17 protein-coding genes are annotated in these 17730 nt (G+C 54.5%); 6 read left to right on the forward strand and 11 right to left on the reverse strand.

Features of this window, described 5'->3' with window-relative positions; translation table 11 throughout:
* Nucleotides 1-196 precede the first annotated feature (196 nt).
* From prpD to C3Z11_RS13845, 5 genes are all read right to left on the reverse strand, one after another.
* Complete coding sequence (gene prpD, locus C3Z11_RS13825) at nt 197-1681, reverse strand: 2-methylcitrate dehydratase (RefSeq protein WP_106478553.1); 1485 nt, start codon at nt 1679-1681, stop codon at nt 197-199.
* 35 nt (nt 1682-1716) lie between these two features.
* Nucleotides 1717-2844, reverse strand: coding sequence for a bifunctional 2-methylcitrate synthase/citrate synthase (gene prpC, locus C3Z11_RS13830; RefSeq protein WP_106478554.1), 1128 nt, complete (start codon nt 2842-2844; stop codon nt 1717-1719).
* A gap of 33 nt (nt 2845-2877) precedes the next feature.
* The gene (prpB, locus tag C3Z11_RS13835; protein WP_106478555.1) at nt 2878-3774 is read right to left on the reverse strand and encodes a methylisocitrate lyase; all 897 of its coding nucleotides are present in this window, start codon (nt 3772-3774) and stop codon (nt 2878-2880) included.
* Nucleotides 3771-4502 (reverse strand): GntR family transcriptional regulator, encoded by a 732-nt coding sequence (locus tag C3Z11_RS13840; protein WP_106478556.1) that lies wholly within the window; start codon nt 4500-4502, stop codon nt 3771-3773. The genes prpB and C3Z11_RS13840 overlap by 4 nt, the downstream gene beginning before the upstream one ends.
* A 164-nt stretch (nt 4503-4666) precedes the next feature.
* A complete protein-coding gene (locus tag C3Z11_RS13845; RefSeq protein ID WP_106478557.1) occupies nt 4667-5533 on the reverse strand; it encodes an alpha/beta fold hydrolase in 867 nt (288 codons plus the stop codon).
* 109 nt (nt 5534-5642) lie between these two features.
* On the opposite strand from C3Z11_RS13845, the gene pabB reads away from it, so the two are divergent.
* The 4 genes from pabB (at nt 5643) to C3Z11_RS13865 (ending at nt 9908) form a co-directional block, all read left to right on the forward strand.
* Nucleotides 5643-7013 (forward strand): aminodeoxychorismate synthase component I, encoded by a 1371-nt coding sequence (gene pabB / locus C3Z11_RS13850; protein ID WP_106478558.1) that lies wholly within the window; start codon nt 5643-5645, stop codon nt 7011-7013.
* 255 nt (nt 7014-7268) lie between these two features.
* Nucleotides 7269-8351: a FecCD family ABC transporter permease gene (locus C3Z11_RS13855; RefSeq protein WP_106478559.1), complete on the forward strand. Its 1083-nt coding sequence runs from the start codon at nt 7269-7271 to the stop codon at nt 8349-8351.
* Entirely contained in the window at nt 8351-9145 is a 795-nt protein-coding gene (locus C3Z11_RS13860) for an ABC transporter ATP-binding protein (protein WP_106478560.1), read from the forward strand. The genes C3Z11_RS13855 and C3Z11_RS13860 overlap by 1 nt, the downstream gene beginning before the upstream one ends.
* Before the next feature lie 142 nt (nt 9146-9287).
* A complete protein-coding gene (locus C3Z11_RS13865; RefSeq protein WP_106478561.1) occupies nt 9288-9908 on the forward strand; it encodes a phosphoadenosine phosphosulfate reductase domain-containing protein in 621 nt (206 codons plus the stop codon).
* A gap of 109 nt (nt 9909-10017) precedes the next feature.
* Here the strand turns inward: C3Z11_RS13865 and cysB are convergent, their stop codons facing one another.
* Nucleotides 10018-10989, reverse strand: a complete 972-nt coding sequence (gene cysB, locus C3Z11_RS13870) for an HTH-type transcriptional regulator CysB (RefSeq protein ID WP_106478562.1) — start codon at nt 10987-10989, stop codon at nt 10018-10020.
* A 142-nt stretch (nt 10990-11131) separates the two neighbouring features.
* Between cysB and C3Z11_RS13875 the strand changes: the two genes are divergently transcribed.
* Nucleotides 11132-11911, forward strand: coding sequence for a sulfite exporter TauE/SafE family protein (locus C3Z11_RS13875; RefSeq protein WP_106478563.1), 780 nt, complete (start codon nt 11132-11134; stop codon nt 11909-11911).
* A gap of 135 nt (nt 11912-12046) precedes the next feature.
* Complete coding sequence (gene trxA, locus C3Z11_RS13880) at nt 12047-12370, forward strand: thioredoxin (RefSeq protein WP_106478564.1); 324 nt, start codon at nt 12047-12049, stop codon at nt 12368-12370.
* A 167-nt stretch (nt 12371-12537) separates the two neighbouring features.
* On the opposite strand, the gene C3Z11_RS13885 is transcribed toward trxA, so the two are convergent.
* From C3Z11_RS13885 to C3Z11_RS13905, 5 genes are all read right to left on the reverse strand, one after another.
* Nucleotides 12538-13596, reverse strand: a complete 1059-nt coding sequence (locus tag C3Z11_RS13885; protein ID WP_106478565.1) for an AI-2E family transporter — start codon at nt 13594-13596, stop codon at nt 12538-12540.
* A gap of 249 nt (nt 13597-13845) precedes the next feature.
* Nucleotides 13846-15033, reverse strand: coding sequence for a Bcr/CflA family multidrug efflux MFS transporter (locus C3Z11_RS13890; RefSeq protein ID WP_106478566.1), 1188 nt, complete (start codon nt 15031-15033; stop codon nt 13846-13848).
* A gap of 158 nt (nt 15034-15191) precedes the next feature.
* Nucleotides 15192-15683, reverse strand: coding sequence for an STAS domain-containing protein (locus tag C3Z11_RS13895; protein ID WP_106478567.1), 492 nt, complete (start codon nt 15681-15683; stop codon nt 15192-15194).
* The gene (locus C3Z11_RS13900) at nt 15676-16818 is read right to left on the reverse strand and encodes a PP2C family protein-serine/threonine phosphatase (RefSeq protein ID WP_106478568.1); all 1143 of its coding nucleotides are present in this window, start codon (nt 16816-16818) and stop codon (nt 15676-15678) included. Before C3Z11_RS13900 ends, C3Z11_RS13895 begins: the two co-directional genes overlap by 8 nt.
* A gap of 29 nt (nt 16819-16847) precedes the next feature.
* Nucleotides 16848-17591, reverse strand: coding sequence for an MlaA family lipoprotein (locus C3Z11_RS13905; protein ID WP_106478569.1), 744 nt, complete (start codon nt 17589-17591; stop codon nt 16848-16850).
* Nucleotides 17592-17730: the final 139 nt, after the last annotated feature.

The raw sequence follows: 17730 nt of genomic DNA on the forward strand, positions 1-17730 counted from the left end.
GCCATTCCGAAGAATTTTCCAAACAGAATCAATGTCTTGCGCTTCCTCCGCCACCGACCCGAAGGACTCGTCCCCGGCAGCGGATGCGTACTTTACGCCTCCCTCTCTTCGAGCGCAAGCGGTTTTTTGAAAGAAAAAAGATAGAGCTTTTCAGGCCTATCATGGAGCCTTCATATTTCGACCGACGAATAACTGCTTAGATCGAAAATAGCTCGGTGAAACGATGTACGGGCGTGGCCTCGAGCGCTTTTTGGTTCTTGCATAACGCGAAGATCTGCTCACAGCGCTGTGTCGGAAAACGGGTCGCCAGGTTTGCTCTGAACTTGGCCTCCAGCAGCGGTATCCCCTCCTCGCGGCGGCGGCGGTGACCCAGCGGATATTCTACCGCGACCTGTTCGGTACTTGAGCCATCCTTGAAGAATACCTGTATTGCGTTGGCAATCGAGCGCTTGTCAGCTTCAAGATACTCGTGGCTGTAACGCGGCTCTTCGACAATTTCCATCTTGCCGCGCAACTGATCGATGATCGGATGGGCGTGATGGAATGCATCTTCATAATGTTCGGCATTCAATTCACCAAAGACAAGCGGTACGGCAATCATGTACTGCAAGCAGTGGTCGCGATCGGCCGGGTTGGCTAACTGCCCGACTTTGGAGATGATGCGAATCGCCGACTCATGAGTAGTTACCACGATGCGCTCAATCTCGTTAAGCCTGCCTTCAAGCCGGGGATAGAGGCGTACAGCAGCTTCGGCCGCCGTCTGGGCATGAAACTCGGCCGGAAAGGAGATTTTGAACAGCACATTCTCCATCACGTAGGTACCGAACGACTGCGGCAGCTTGAAAGTCCGCTCCGCCTCCGTCTTCAGCCGCTGATCCTTGTTGGTCTTGGCAAACAGCACATCGTAAAAGCCCCACTGCGGCGCGGTGAGCACACTGGGAATGCCCATTTCTCCGCGCAGAGCAATATCAGCCAGCCTGACCCCACGTGACGTCGCATCCCCCGCCGCCCAGCTCTTGCGCGAACCAGCATTGGGTGCGTGACGATAGGTACGCAGACTCTGCCCATCGACGAAGGCGTGAGACAGCGCGGAAAGCAGCTGTTCACGATCAGTGCCCATCAGCTTGGCTGCAACTGCCGTCGAGGCGACCTTGACCAGCACGACGTGATCAAGCCCGACGCGATTGAACGAGTTCTCCAGCGCCAGTACGCCCTGAATCTCATGGGCCATAATCATCGCTTCGAGCACGGCCCGCATGGTCAGTGGCGCTTCACCCTGAGCGACACGCTTTTGTGACAAATGATCGGCCACAGCGAGAATGCCCCCCAGATTATCGGAGGGATGGCCCCACTCTGCCGCCAGCCAAGTGTCGTTGTAGTCGAGCCAGCGAATGATGCAACCAATGTCCCACGCTGCTTTGACTGGATCGAGCCGGAAAGAAGTACCTGGTACCCGTGCGCCATGTGGCACTACCGTGCCTTCAACGAGGGGACCGAGATGCTTGGTACACTCCGGGAAACGCAGCGCCAACAGACCACAGCCCAGCGTATCCATCAGACAGCTGCGTGCCGTATCGAGCGCCTCAACACTGTCGATGTGATACCCAAGCACATAGTCAGCGATCTTCTGCAGTACCTCGTCATAATCGGGGCGCACATTCACATCGACATTAGTACTCATCCAGATAATCTCTTGTTATTTCAATTATTAAACACTTAAGCGCGCTGCTCAGTTGGCACCCATTCACGCTGGTGCTCCCCGATGTAGTCAGCGCTCGGACGGATGATGCGATTGTTGGCGCGCTGCTCGAAAACATGGGCGCACCAGCCCGCGGCCCGTGCGCAGACGAAGATCGGCGTGAACAGCTTGGTTGGGATGCCCATGAAGTGATAAGCGCTGGCGTGATAGAAATCCGCGTTGGGAAACAGCTTCTTCTCGTCCCACATCAGCTGCTCACAGCGCTCGGAGACGGTAAAGAGCGTTTCATCACTCGTCTCGTCCGCGAGCCGCTGGGCCCAGGCCTTGATGATATCGCTACGCGGGTCATGGTCACAGTAGATCGCATGACCGAAGCCCATGATCTTCCCCTTGTTTGCCAGTATGCTTTTGAGACCACGCTCCGCCTCATCCGGGCTCTGCCACTGAGCGATCATATCCATCGCTGCCTCATTGGCTCCGCCATGCAGTGGGCCACGCAGCGAACCGATGGCTGCCGTCACGCAGGAATACAGATCGGACAGGGTCGAGGCGCAGACCCGCGCCGTAAACGTCGAGGCGTTGAACTCATGCTCGGCATAAAGAATAAGTGAGGTATTCATCACGGCGGCATGTAACTTACTTGCAGGCCGACCGTGTAGCAGATGAAGAAAATGCCCGCCGATCGATTCGTCGTCGGACTCAGTTTCGATACGCTCGCCGTGATGAGAGTAGCGATACCAGTAGAGCAGGATCGAGGGCAGCACGGCGAGCAGGCGATCGGCCCGCATCTGCTGCTCATCAAAGCTCATTTCCGGTTCAAGGTTGCCGAGCATTGAGACACCCGTACGCATCACATCCATCGGATGCGCCTCGCGCGGAATCTGTTCAAGCACGCTCTTGAGCGCCTCGGGTAATGCGCGCAGCCCCTTGAGCTTACCGATATAGTTAGCCAGCTCGTCACGTTTGGGCAATTCACCCTTGAGCAGTAGGTAAGCGACCTCCTCGAAACCTGCCTTGTCGGCCAGATCGTGAATATCGTAGCCGCGATAGGTTAGCCCCGAGCCCTCCTTGCCCACCGTGCACAGCGCTGTTTCACCTGCGCTCTGGCCTCTCAATCCCGCACCAGCAAGAACCTTACCTGCCATGGCGTGCCTCCTTGAACGTACTGGCCCTTTTGGTTACTGATGCCCATCGGCAGAGGCCGAAGAAAAGAGCGCGTCGAGTTTTTCTTCATAGGCGTGATAATCAAGAAATTCGTAAAGCTCATCGCGCGTCTGCATCAGCTCAACCACAGCCTTTTGATCACCGTTGTCGAGAATGCTGCGATAAACCTTAAGCGCTGCGGCGTTCATGGCGCGGAACGCCGACAACGGGTAGAGCACCATGCGGCAGCCGACCTCAGCCAGTTGTTGCTGATTGAACAGCGGCGTGGCGCCGAATTCGGTGATGTTAGCGAGTACGGGAGCATCGAGCCTGTCACAGAAGGCACGGTAGTCCTCCAGCGTATGCACTGCCTCGGCGAAGATGCCGTCGGCACCGGCCGCGAGACACGCCTGTGAACGCCCAATCGCCGCATCGAGCCCCTCCTTTTGGAAGGCGTCGGTACGGGCAATGATGAAGAAATCGGAATCGACGCGGGCATCGACCGCCGCCTTGATGCGATCGACCATTTCCGGCTGCGAGACGATGGCCTTATTGGGACGATGACCACAGCGCTTCTGTGCCACCTGATCCTCGATATGAATCGCCGCCACGCCGGCGCGTTCCATCTCACGGATCGTACGTGCAATATTGAACGCCCCGCCCCAACCGGTATCGACATCGACCAATAGCGGCAGCTCAGACGCAGCTGTGATCCGGCGTGCATCTTCGGTGACGTCATTCAATGTGGTCATTCCCAGATCGGGCAACCCGAACGAGGCATTGGCCACACCGCCTCCCGACAGATAAATCGCCTGATGACCTACCTTCTGCGCCATGAGAGCGGTATAGGCATTGATCGTACCCACAATAGGCAAGGGACGATGAGCGTCGAGTGCAGCGCGAAAACGCGCACCGGGAGTAAGCTGACTCATGGCGTGCGCCTCCGAGAAATAGGGTCGTTGTAATCCTCATCGTCCAGAGCCATCGCATAGCGCTCGGCCACACTCTTGCGCGATGCAGTGATATGGCGACGCATCAACATTTCCGCGAGTTCTTCATCGCCTGCTTCAATGGCATCGACAATGCGATGATGTTCGACAAACGCCCGCTGTGGCCGTGCGCCCTTGGCACTGAACTGGGTTCGATACAGCCGTACCAGATAATAAAGATCGTCACATAGCATTCTCACCAGCATGCGGTTGTGACTGCCATGTGCGATCAGATAGTGAAAATCAAGGTCTCCCTCGCGCTGAAAATAGGCCTCACCCTGCTGCATATCGCTCTGACGTTCATGCGTATTCAGCACTTCACGCAGCGCCCTGACCTCGTCAGCCGTCATATGACGCGCAGCAAGACGTGCCGCCATGCTTTCAAGCGCCTCACGCAAGTCAAAAAGCTCAAGTAGCTCACGCATCGACAGCTTGACGACACGGGCCCCCACATGAGGTTCGCGTTCAATCAGGCGATGCATTTCAAGGCGCCTCATGGCTTCTCGCAACGGCCCACGTGAAATACCATAAGTACGTGCAAGTCCAGGCTCGGTAATCTTGCTGCCGGCAGGCAACTCGCCCTTAACGATAGCTTGTTGCAACTGCTGGAAGACGCGCTCGGCGAGCGTACGGACTTCAGGGGAAGCGGGATCCTGATTAAATTCAGTCATGCTCATTGTCAACAATTGAGAACATCGCTCAAGATAACTTAACAGAGCAACTAATCAAGCAATACCAAGTCAGATTGCTATTTATCTTTAGTGGTATGCGACTATTCATACTTCTTAATTGTCAACACTCACAGCGCGAACCCTTTGTCACCACCCCACCGCTACTAACCCACTATAGAGGCCAGCCGCCGCGGCTTTTGAAAAGGCAGAGAGTGATCGGTTCCCGGTAACTCAATGAACGTCCAGTCAGCTCGCGCAGCCGCCAGTTCGCTGTGATAGCTCTTCATGGCAGCCAAGCTTTTGCCGCCCACCACACTTGTCACGTTACACTGTGCAACGAGCAGTGCATCACGGTCGAGCGTATTTACTGCATGAGTCACGCAATCGAGAGCGTTAGCGAACCCGAGATGGCGTCGTGCCAGACGGCTTATGGTCATTCTCTCTACACGTGGATTACGTGAGCGATGCGGTGAAATCAAATCAAGGAAACGAGTGATTCCCAGCTCTGGCGTGGGCGCACTACGAATTTCTTCGGCAGCCTCAGCATAGCCTTCGCGCACGCGTACCATCATGGCGTGATCGGCTCGCTCAAGCATTGCCGGTTCCAGTAGAGAGATTGCCGCGACCCGCTCCGGCATGCGCTGCTTGAGCCGCATTGCCACCAATCCGCCGAAGGAATAGCCGACCACATCGACACAAGCCAGCTGCTCATGATCAAGTAGCCCGATAATGTCATCGACTACCTGATCCAGCTCGAAGGGATCCTCACGCCCCTGAAGCGCGCGGGTCTCGCCCGCTCCTCTCAGGTCCGGAATGAATACTTGCCTGCGTGTATGAAGATGGGGACAAAACGGCCCCCAGGTCAGTACCCCCGCGACACCGGCGCCGTGCAACATCAACAATGGATACGCGCGGCCCGGCTCTACATTTTCGGGATACTGCCGCTCAAGACGCTGCCAGCAAAGATGTTGGTCAGAGAGCGTCACGTTAACCTGATGATGGTTAAACTGCTGAAAAAACGACTGGCGCATGATGATTTCGATCTAGGGGGGGCTATTCTCTTGCCATGCAAAGCGGCGGACAAATCGCCGCCCCACTTATAGAATGGCGCGTCACGTTTAATCTAGATGGATGCCCCTCATGCCGCAACGCCTAGAATGCCATCCGTTGACCTACCATCGCTCGCCTCTGGCCTATTTTGCTCAGCTGCGTCAGCGGCCGGGCGCGGTTCTACTCGATAGCGGCCGACCGGAGATCTCGAGCGGGCGATACGACATCATGTCGAGCGATCCGCTTTCCCTGCTTACGACGGATCAAAATGGCGCGGTAAGCTGTGACGCGTATCCCGATCTGTCTCCACATCCGGTCAAGGCACAGCGTGAGCTACTGGCACAGCTTGACCTTACTCTGCCGGAGACATCGCTACCCTTCACTGCCGGCCTGATCGGTTTCTGGAGCTATGACTTCGGACGTGTTGTTGAGCCGTTGCCTACTCAAGCCGTTGCCGATATCGACTTTCCGCTCTGTCGTCTCGGCCTTTATGACTGGTCAATCGTGCAAGATCATCAGCAGCGCACTTGCTGGCTACTGGCAACACCGGAACGCCGCAAGCAGGTACTAAACTGGCTGGCGCAGCCCCCTCCGCTTGACCGGCCTTTCACGTTAGCGTCACCTTTTCAGCCGACCATCACGCGTGCCGCGTATGGCCAGCGCTTTCATCGAATCCAGCACTATATTCATAGTGGCGACTGCTATCAGGTCAATTTTGCTCAACGTTTCTCGGCTTCCTACCAGGGGGATTTGTGGCACGCCTATCAAGCACTACGCGAGGCCACCCCAACGCCCTTTTCTGCATTCATGACCTGGCCAGACGATTCAAACCGCGAGTGCGGCGTGTTATCGCTGTCGCCTGAGCGCTTTTTGCGTATCGATCATGGTGAGATACTGACCCAGCCGATCAAGGGCACCCGTCCGCGTGGCGTGACGCCCGCGCTGGATGCACAGCTTGCGCACGATCTACAACACAGCACCAAGGACCGTGCCGAGAATGTGATGATCGTCGATCTGTTGCGCAACGATATTGGCCGTGTCGCGACACCTGGAAGCGTTCATGTCCCAGCTCTCGCAAAACTGGAAAGTTATGCCAATGTTCATCATCTGGTGAGTACGGTAACCGGCACACTGGCCACTGAGCATCACGCACTCGATGCATTGACGGCCGCCTTTCCCGGCGGATCGATCACCGGCGCGCCCAAGATACGGGCCATGCAAATCATCGATGAACTCGAACCCTTTCAGCGCAGCCTTTACTGCGGCAGCATCGGTTACGTCGATATTCGCGGTCACATGGATACTTCCATTGTGATCCGTACAGCAGTGGCTAGTCAGGGACAGCTTCACCTTTGGGGAGGAGGCGGTATTGTCGCTGACTCCAATGAACAAGCCGAATTCGATGAAACCTTGGCTAAAACCGGGCGTCTCATCGCCGCACTTGAAAAAACTGAAGGCTAATTACGACGATATGCGGCTGCCGTCGGTATCGCGACTGTACCCCTTTCCCGTTGACGTTTATGATTGAGAACGATTTTCGACCGCATTGTTGGCGTGTGTTCATCATCTGTTTTATGCGTTTCGTACGGCACGAGCTGCCATGGTGGCAGTCATACTGGTGCCGCAATCTGTGGTACACGCCTTCTTGGGACTCAGACGAATAGCCTGCGCCCCGGTAGCACAACACCGCTTCATCCACATTCCAAAGGGTCTGCAATGCCCCGTAGCCTGACTGCCGCAGCAACACATCACCCAGCTCCCGAGGACAGTATCAGTCGTTACCACGCCCGCCGTCGGCGTCATTACTGGCTGTTGGCAGCGATGGTCATCGTGACGATAGGCGCCGTGATTGCCGATATTTCGATCGGCCCCGGAAACTATCCCTTGCAGGACATCATTACTGCCGTCATCCATCCCAGTGAGGCCCCGCGCATTCTGGCCGTTGTCATCTGGGAAATTCGCCTGCCCGTCGCGCTGATGGCCATCGTGGTGGGCACCTCGCTTGCCGTCGCTGGCGCTGAAATGCAGACCATTCTTAATAATCCCTTGGCTGATCCCTTCAATCTCGGCATCACCCAAGCCGCGAGCTTCGGTGCAGCGCTTGCCATTGTGCTGGGTTTCGCAGTCATCCCCGGCTTTGGCCCATTATTGACCACCATCAACGCCTTCGTGTTGGCGATGTTCTCTTCCTTGATCATCTGGAGCATCAGCCGGTTGCGTGGCGTCAGCATCCAGACCATGGTACTGATGGGCATCGCGCTGATGTTTTTCTTCAATTCCCTGCAGGGCATTTTGCAATACATCGCCTCGGCCGAAGCGCTGCAACAATTGATTTTCTGGACACTGGGCTCACTGTCACGTTCGAGCTGGCCCAAGGTTGGACTCGCCGCATTGGCCCTGGTGATCACGCTGCCGTTCTTTTTCAGCGCGGGCTGGCGTCTGACGGCATTGCGCCTGGGAGACCTTCACGCTAAAGCGCTCGGCGTTAATGTCGGCCGATTGCGACTGACGGTACTGATGTGCAGCTCGCTGCTGGCTGCCACGGCCGTTGCCTTTGTCGGTGCCGTGCCCTTCGTCGGCTTGGTTGCCCCCCATATTGCACGGCTTCTGGTGGGTGAAGACCAACGCATCTTTCTACCGATGTCGGCCCTGACCGGAGCACTATTGATGTCCCTGACATCCATTTTGTCGAAGACATTGATCCCTGGCGTGCTATTGCCCATTGGCATCATTACCGCACTCATCGGCCTGCCCTTCTTCATCTCACTGATTTTGAAAAGTCGCAAGGAGCTGTGGTGATGAGTCTGACCGTCGAGAATCTCTCTGCCACGCTAGGTCGCACGCAAATCCTGCATGATGTCAGCGGTCTTCATGCCCGACCGGGAGAAGTCACTGCGTTGATCGGGCCCAACGGTGCCGGCAAATCGACATTGCTGAAGGCCATCGCCGGCATCGAGCGCGCACGTGGCAACATCATGCTTGATGATCATGACATGTCGTCTCTCGGCTTTGCAGAACGTGCTTCGCGCCTTTACTACCTGCCTCAGGATGTCGGCTCACGTGCGGCCCTCAGCGTATTTGAAGCCGTGTTGCTGGCACGACGTACCGTGGCGCTGCCCGGCCAACGCAGCAATGATCTCCAACTGACTCAAGATGCGCTGTATGCTCTGGAGCTTGAGCACTATGCCGAGCGTGAGCTCGGCCAGCTCTCTGGCGGTCAGCGTCAACGTGTCGCTATCGCTCAGGCCATAGTGCGCTCGCCACGTCTTCTCATGCTGGACGAACCTACCAGCGCACTCGATCTTCATCACCAGCTGCAAGTGCTTGACTGGCTGTCCTGCCTGGCGCGCGAGCGCAACATGATTATCATTATTGCCATCCATGACCTGAGCATGGCGGCGCGTTTTGCCTCCCACATCTGGGTCATGAAAGACGGCCGTACCGAAGCTACCGGCTCACCGCATGAGGTGCTGACGCCGGACAGATTGCGCGCAGTTTACGCCATAGAAACGCATGTTGAATGGCCAGAAGGCGAGCCACCTCGGATTACGCCTTTGGCCGCCACGCGCCGGTTGGGTGAACGCGAACACTGATCTGTCGTGTCAGGGCGCTCTAAGCTTCGAACCAATCGCTATTGGGTGTCGTACTCGGCTTTTTGCTAGGGTAGATGCATTCCTTGGAGGATCGTGAGGTTACCTGTCCTTGCGATCATGAGTTTACTTACCGGAGTGAGTGATGGACTTTGATCTCGATGCCATCAACCGTGATTTAGGCAATGATCCACAAAAACTGGTCGAGTGGGCGCTCGGCCTTGGCAAGCCAGCCATTTGCACTACCAATTTCCGCCCTTTCGAGGCGGTCATTTTACATATGGTGTCACGCGTTCAGCCTGACATTCCCGTCGTGTGGATGGATTCAGGCTATAACACGCCAGCGACCTATGCCTTCGCTGACGAAGTGACGCAAAAGCTGGGATTGAACCGTATCATCTATCTGCCCAAGCGCACCCGCGCCCACCGTGAAGCAGTCGAGGGTGAGCTGCCCAGCCTGGACGACCCACGCCATGCCGCCTTCACACAGGAGGTCAAACTCGAACCGTTTGAGCGTGCGCTGCGCGAGATGAACCCTACTGTCTGGTTTACGGCGCTACGTGCTTCTGACACGGCGGCCCGCGCCCAGATGCAGCCGGTCAGTATCAACAAAGATGGGCTGATAAAGGTCGCACCGGTGCTGCATTGGTCATCAAAAGATATGTATGACTATCTTGTCGCGCACGACCTGCCCAATAACTTCGATTATTTCGACCCTACCAAGGGTGAAGAAACACGCGAGTGTGGCTTGCATATCGAACATTGAGCTAATGGCTGAATGCCAGCAGACAAAAACGCCTGACTAGTTGATAGTCAGGCGTTTTTTTAGCCTAGCGATTTGCCAGCATTGTGCTGCGTAGCACCAGAGCTTGACGTCAGCGAACCGGCAACTCGACATGCTCGAATAAAGCCTGATCGGCACGCGGGCCAGCATAAAGCGCTGCTTCGACGGTATCGCGATCCAGGTGTGCGGCAAAACGCTGCAGAAAATCGAACATGTAGCTGCGCATGAAGGTGCCGCGCCTGATACCGATCTTGGTCGTCGAACTAGCAAACAGATGGCTGGCATCAATGACGACAAGATCACGATCTGCGACTGGATCGACTGCCATATGCGCGACGATGCCCACCCCCATGCCAAGCCGGACATACGTCTTGATGACATCGGCATCGGAAGCGGTCAGTACGACATTAGGCGTCAGGTCATGCTCGCGAAACGCATCATCAAGCTGTGAACGCCCGGTAAAACCAAAGGTATAAGTGACCAGCGGGTAGTCAGCCAACTGCTCGAGCCCCAGCTTTTTGGTACCCACCAACGGATGATCGCGCGGCACCAGGATACAGCGATTCCAACGGTAGCAAGGCAACAGCACCAGATCATTGAATAGCTCCAGCGACTCGGTACAGATGGCAAAATCAGCCAGCCCCTCCGACACCATCTGGGCAATCTGCTTGGGTGTCCCCTGCTGCATGTGCAGCGCCACATCCGGGTATTTCTGCGTGAACTCTCGAATCACCGGCGGCAATGCATAGCGTGCCTGAGTATGTGTCGTTGCAATCGATAAGCTGCCGCGGCGGTTGTCACTATGTTCCTGAGCAACATTTTTGATGTTTTCAACCGTGCGCAACACGCTGCCTGCCAGCTCGATGATTGAACGACCGGCAGGCGTTATCCGCGTCAGATGTTTGCCGCTACGCGCAAATATCTCAACGCCCAATTCATCTTCAAGCAGGCGAATCTGTTTGGAAATCCCCGGCTGGGAGGTAAATAGACTTTGCGCCGTAGCTGAAACGTTCAGCTGATGACGGGAGACCTCCCATATGTAGCGCAATTGTTGAAGCTTCAAAGCTCATCTCTCCTGACGAGATCACTTTTTTAATGCTATCAAGCAATAAAATAATGAACAATGATTCCTTTCGGATATATCGACGTCCGCGTAAATTATAGATCCGACCTTATAGGTATCAGGACAGCTTCAAGGATAGCTGATGCATTTCACAGACTTTATTTTATACGTACTCGCCGGTGCCGGAGTAGGCGTCGCGGTAGGCCTCACAGGTATTGGCGGTGGTTCATTGATGACGCCCTTGCTGCTGATGTTTGGTATCCCCCCCCATGTTGCTGTCGGCACCGATCTACTTTACGCCTCTATCACCAAGTTCAGCGGTATCTATAGCCATCAGCGCCAGGGCCATATCGACTGGCGGGTCATGAGCTGGCTGGCATACGGGAGCGTTCCGGCCGCCATCGTTACCGTAGTGGTGCTGGATCTATTTTTCGCCGATGCCAAAGGATACAGCGAACTCATTACCAGCATGCTGGGCATCATGCTGATCATGACCGCCATTATTTTGATCTTTCGCGGCCCATTGCAGCGCTACGCTGCCAATCATGACGCATGGATGTCACGTCATTCGAGAACCCTGACCATTATTTCAGGATTGATTCTAGGAGTCTGCGTCACGCTATCTTCAGTAGGTGCCGGTGTATTCGGCACTGCTGTATTAATGCTGCTGTACGTCAAATTCAGTCCGGGCCGTATTGTGGGCACCGATATTGCCCACGCCGTACCGCTAACCTTTGTCGCTGGGGCCGGACACCTTTTTCTAGGCAACATAGACTTTTGGTTGCTGGGGGCCCTACTAATAGGTTCTATACCCGCCATTCATCTTGGCGCGATGATGACGAAGCATGTCCCGGACAAGTTGCTACGCGCTTTCTTGACCACCCTGCTACTTGGATTAGGCATCCACTATGCTTTTTCCTGAATGTGCACTGACTTGCAGCGGCTCATTGAGCGCCTATATCATCATCATGACATCAACGCATTTGCCTCACTGAGTTGCAACCGCTACCATCACCCACAAAGCTGCTTAGCAGCGTAATGATATGGAGATCTTCCCATGGCAAATAATGTCGATGTCACCAATGCTAATTTTGAACAGGAAGTACTGCAGTCAGATAAGCCGGTTCTTCTGAAATTCTGGGCGCCGTGGTGCGGCCCTTGCAAGATGATGGCGCCTGTTGTCGAGGAAGTCGCCGCAGAGAAATCTGACGCAGTCAAGGTTGTCAGCATTAACGTTGACGATGCACCTGACATTGCTGCTGAACAGGGCGTCCGTGGTGTTCCTACCGTCGTCATGTTCAAGTCCGGCACCAAGGTCGCTTCATTGGTCGGCGCACAATCCAAGCCTCAACTGACGCAGTTTATTGATCAAAATATTTAAAGACGTTTGATGGCATTCATAGGGTCGTATGGCCTGACACCTTAACCGTATGATTGCTTATTATGTGGCGATTTGAATACTAGCACTAGCTTGATGAGACGCGGCCTGCCTTCGAAAGAAGGCAGGCCGCTTTTATTTAAGACTGCTTTTACTTAAAGCTGCTAGCCTCAGCTACGTTTCGGTTTTCGCTGCGTTGGGCCAATCATGATCGATAACCAGCGGGTATCAGGATGACTGTCGAGCGCTATCTTGAGCGACATCGTCAAGGGCACCGACAGGAACATGCCTACCGGGCCAAAGATCCATCCCCAGACGACCAACGACAAGAACGCTACCAAGGTTGACATACCCAACGTCTGCCCCATCACACGCGGCTCGATCAGGTTGCCTAACAGGAAGTTGATCGCCGTATACGCCCCTCCCAGCAGCAGTGCTTTAACCCCTCCTCCATCAGGCATGACCAAGGTCAGCATTACTGCTGGAATCGCGGCCAGAATCGAACCGATATTGGGAATGTAGTTAAGAAAGAAGGCTAATGCCCCCCAGAGAAAAGCAAACTCGATCTTGAGCAGCACACAGGAAAGGCTAACCAATGCACCGGTAATCAAGCTGATGATGGTTTTGACGATCAGGTAACGCTGAAGGGTTAGAGAAAATTGCGTAAAGCGCTTCAGGCTCGCATCAGGACGCTGCACGGCAAGTGCCAGTTTATTTGGAAAGTCGAGAATTTCGAACAGAAGAAAAATGATCATGATGAAGATGATCACGCTCTGCGAAAGAACATTGCCAATGCCGCCCAGTAACATTGGCATCATCTGGGTCAAGGTAGTGGGATCAAGCAACTGTGACGTAGCATCGGGATTGATCGGAATGCCTATATCATTAAACCAGCCCAGCAGTCCCGCATAATGATGGCGTAATTCTGATTCAAGTTTCGGCACCTCATCGCTGAACTCGCTCAAGCGGCTGATGACCAGAGAGGTAAATAAGCTTAATGCCAGCCCAAGCACGATCAGTACACAGCATACCGACCAGGTAACTCCTAATCCCCGGCGATGTAACCACTCAACGGGGCGTGCGCATAACACCGCGATAAAGGTAGCCAACAGGATCGGTACGAAAAGCGCCGTGCCGAGCTTCAGCCCCGCAACGATAACAACCAGCGAGGCACAGGTAAGCACCAGATGGTAAGGAAAGTGCGACGCTTTCTTTTCAGGGTCTTCCATGACCACCTCTTGCTTTGCCATAAGACCAAATTGGTCTGTGAGATGAGCGTCCCGCTTATTTGACAGTTTCAACCTCATCATGAGTAGACAACTACCTCTGCCAACTCATATCTATCAGTCAGTTATTGGCACGGGTCCTATCAGAACGCTTTTTACTTGAGCCTTTTGAGGCATCTCTTTGTGGTAAAACGGCCTCACAACCAATGCTTTATCATTACCATAGTCATAAAGTAGCCATGGTGGCATTCATCAAGCCTTACTAACTTTAGGCGTCAGCGTACGTATCAGTATATTAGCCAGCACGCTAGCACCCAGCATACCTATAACCATTGGCCATACACTGGGGATTTCGAAACCGCTGACCAAAAAGCCAACTAATCCCCCCGTAGTAAACTGAAGGCTGCCCAGCACCGCATTGGCAGTCGCACTCATCTTAGGAAAATGGTCAAGCATCGCCGAGACTGCATTAGGGGTGATCAGTCCGCCCACGCCAACAAACATCATGATCAAAACCATCATGACCAGCACGGTATCAAGACCGGCCGCGATGACCAGTACCAGCGCAATACCTGCAGTCAACTGAATGCCGAGCCCGATACGCAACAGGCGCTGAGGCGAATATTTACCGAGCAGACGAATATTGAGTCGGTTCGATGCCGCCATGACAATGATGTTAGCCCCGAACAGAAAAGGATATACCGAAGTCGAAACCCCATAATACGAGATATAGACATAAGGGGAGCTGGTGATAAAGGCAAACAGTCCAGCGAAGGAAAATGCGACGGCGGCAATATAGCCCATCGCCTCGCGATGCTTCAGTACACTGGCATAATTGCGCAATACCTGGCGTACGCCAGGCGGATGGGCTTCTCGGAGCTTCGTTTCGGGTAGTTGCGTAATCACCAGCCACAACAAAAAGGCGGCATAAACGCCTAGAAACGCAAAGATAAGCCACCACCCGCCCATCAGCAGCAACATACTGCCGATAGAGGGTGCAGCAAGCGGCGCTAACATGAGAATCAGCACCATTGTTGAAAGCACCTTGGCTGCTTCACGCCCTTGAAAACAGTCACGTACGATAGCAGGAGAATTCACCACACACGCCCCGCCACCCAGCGCCTGAATGAAGCGCAACAGCCATAACATTTGCAGGTCGTTGACCTGCGTAATGGCCAGGCTCGCCAGCATAAACGTTGTAATGCCGCCCAGCAGCACGGGCTTACGCCCTAAGCGATCCGAAAGTGGACCGAAAATGAGTTGCCCGAGCGCAAACCCCAGTAGAAAGACGCTAATGGATAGCTCGGTATGATGAACGCTGGCACCAACGTGCTCAGCCAGCGCGGGAATTGCTGGCAGATAGGCATCAATAGCCAGCGGCGCAAGCGCTGTATTGGCCGCGACCAACAATGCCAGGCGCCGTGCACCTATGAGTTGCAAGCGAAGCTCCTTAACTAAAAGGCAGGGTTTGACAAAATACTCTCATGACGCCATCCGGCACACGCGCTATGGAACGCGTATCCGCTTATTACCTGACAGCAACCGTATCGTGAAACCCACTATAACTAGTGGGCAGATCGATCCTTCCTCAAGGATGACTAACAGCCGCGTTGCTGCTCAAGTAGCTCGATCAACGGCTGGAACTCAACACGGTTATGCTCATTGAGCAAACCCAGCGTACGGTGAGCATCAAGAATACGAGTACGCAATTCTTCCTCGCCACTCTCGACGGGTGGCAGCTCATTTAACACGCTGGGTTCCATCGTGGGCGTCTCCACAATCGTTACATAGTCACGCAACCCCATAACTTCCAGCATTCTGATAACGTCAGGATGCTGCACAACGACCAAAGGGGATGCATGCAGATGCGCACGTACGGCCAGTGCTATCTTGGCGCAAAACCCCAGTGCGGTGGAGTCCATATTATTGACTAGGCGCAGGTCAATGATCACCTTGTCGAGCCCTGGCAATTCAGCAAGCGACTGCGCCTGCTGATCCAGGGTCGCACATAGCGTCAAGCGCACATCTCCAGACAGCTTAAGGACAAAAACGCCCTTTTCAAAAGCGGCCTGGATCCGTCCCTCATCCATCGTCGAATCCGGATAACGTCATAAAGGTGAGATCATCTGGCAGAGCATCAGCCAGCGCCAGCGAAGCGCGAAAAGCTGCGATGTCATCTGCCTCGGCTATTCGGCTTCGAAGCGCTTCCAAGCGTTCTTCAAGATTAGTGCCAGGAAGGCAATCGAGCACACCATCGGAACATAGCCATAATGTGAATTGCTCGGGCAACGTCACGCAGTAAGCGGGGTACTCGATATCGGGAAAAAGCCCCACCGGATGCCCTTCGCCTTCCAAAACCGTCACATTGCCATTGGCGCTTAAATAGGGCATCGGCAACTGGGCGCCCAACGAATAGTGAAGTTTACGCGTTTCGCGATCGATCACACCGATAAACAACGCAGCATGCTTGCCGACGCCTGTGCCCAGCAGCTCGCGATTGATGCGAGCCAGCCAGCGTGCGGGCAGAGCCTCGGGAGACCGGCCGTTCCAGAGCCCTTGCCAGCGTTGGAACAGCGCCTTGAGCAGTACCGTGACAAATGCTGAAGAAGCGCCATGGCCTGATACATCGGCAAAACAAAACACGGTGTAACGTTCACCCACCACTTGATAGTCGAGATAATCGCCTGACAGGTAAAGTGAAGGTGCCAGCCAGTAACTTCCTTGGACGCCGTTCAATTGTTGCTGGCTTGGTGGCAACAGCTTGCGCTGTATCTGACCACCGGCATGCAAATCGTGACGCAGCAACGCGAGATGAGTTTCAAGCTTCTCGTTAAGTTGCTCCAAACGCTCGCGATCGCGTTTATTCGCCAGCGCCATGCGCCGATATTCCAACGCACGACTCAACAGGCGACACAGTACCAAGCGATGCGCCAGAGGGTCGATGACATAATCAATTATGCCAGCATCAACGGCAGCAAGCAGGTCAGCGTCGTTTTTATGCTCACTTACCATGATCGTGGGACAGCGATTCGCAAGGAGCGCCCACTGCTCACGAGTGGTCACTCGCGCATGAGCCACCACCCCGTCGAGCTGTTCGGGCAAATCCACGACTTGATCCACCGCAATCACATCAAAAAGATGCTCGCGTTGCAGTTCGTCAAGCAGCGCATCACGATCAGCCCCTGGTTGATCAACAAGGCCAATCACCGGAATGGACTTAGGCATAGCGCGAAGTCACTTTCCTTGCAAAGGTGTTATTGCGCAAAATCGTCGTCGTTGATATCACCAAAATCCCCACTGGCAAACGGATCTTTACCGGGCTTGCCATCGTCAATCAGGAACTGACGACGCTGCAAATAAGTATCGCGGATGAAGCTGTAACGATCGCCTTGCATCAGCTTCTCCTGCTCGAGCAGGGCAGCACGCGTATTGACCAGATGTACAGCACGCACTCCCCAACGCGTGGTGTCATCTTTGACATATGCGACCGGATCGCTATACCAGTCCACCGGAAACCCTGCCGTATCACGTACCGTACTTGGGCCCAACAGCGGCAACATCACAAAAGGTCCCTGACCGACACCCCAGGTAGCCAATGTCTGGCCAAAATCTTCATCATGACGCTCCAGACCCATACGGCCTGCTGGATCAAGCACGCCACCTAGCCCCAATACCGTATTAATCACGAAGCGTGAGGTGGAGATACCCGCATTGGTCCACTTCCACTGCAAGACGCTATTAAGAGTGTTGCTGACCTCACCGAGGTTATTGAAAAAATTACCGACGCCTGTCTGAACCGGTTCAGGAGTCACGTAATCATATCCCTCAGCAACAGGCTTTAACGCGTAGTGATCAAGCGTATCGTTGAAGGCAAAAACACCGCGGTTAAATCCTTCCCATGGGTCGTTAGGGTTAGCGTCCTGAGTCTGCGTGCCTGCACAACCCGTCAGCGATACTGCAGCTGCCGTCGCGGCCGCTAAACTTATCCATGAATTCATGAGTCACCTTACAAAATTATACCATCTGTCTCGACGCATAGGCCCATGCGCTGCAGGTTGCAATGCTCAAGCAAACCCAAGGGTTCCGACACTCATAGCGCTCAGAGAAGAAAAGTATCGCTCCGGGCACTATCATCCT

Origin of the sequence: Phytohalomonas tamaricis (assembly GCF_003012345.1) — a bacterium.
GTDB classification, from domain to species: Bacteria; Pseudomonadota; Gammaproteobacteria; order Pseudomonadales; family Halomonadaceae; genus Phytohalomonas; species Phytohalomonas tamaricis.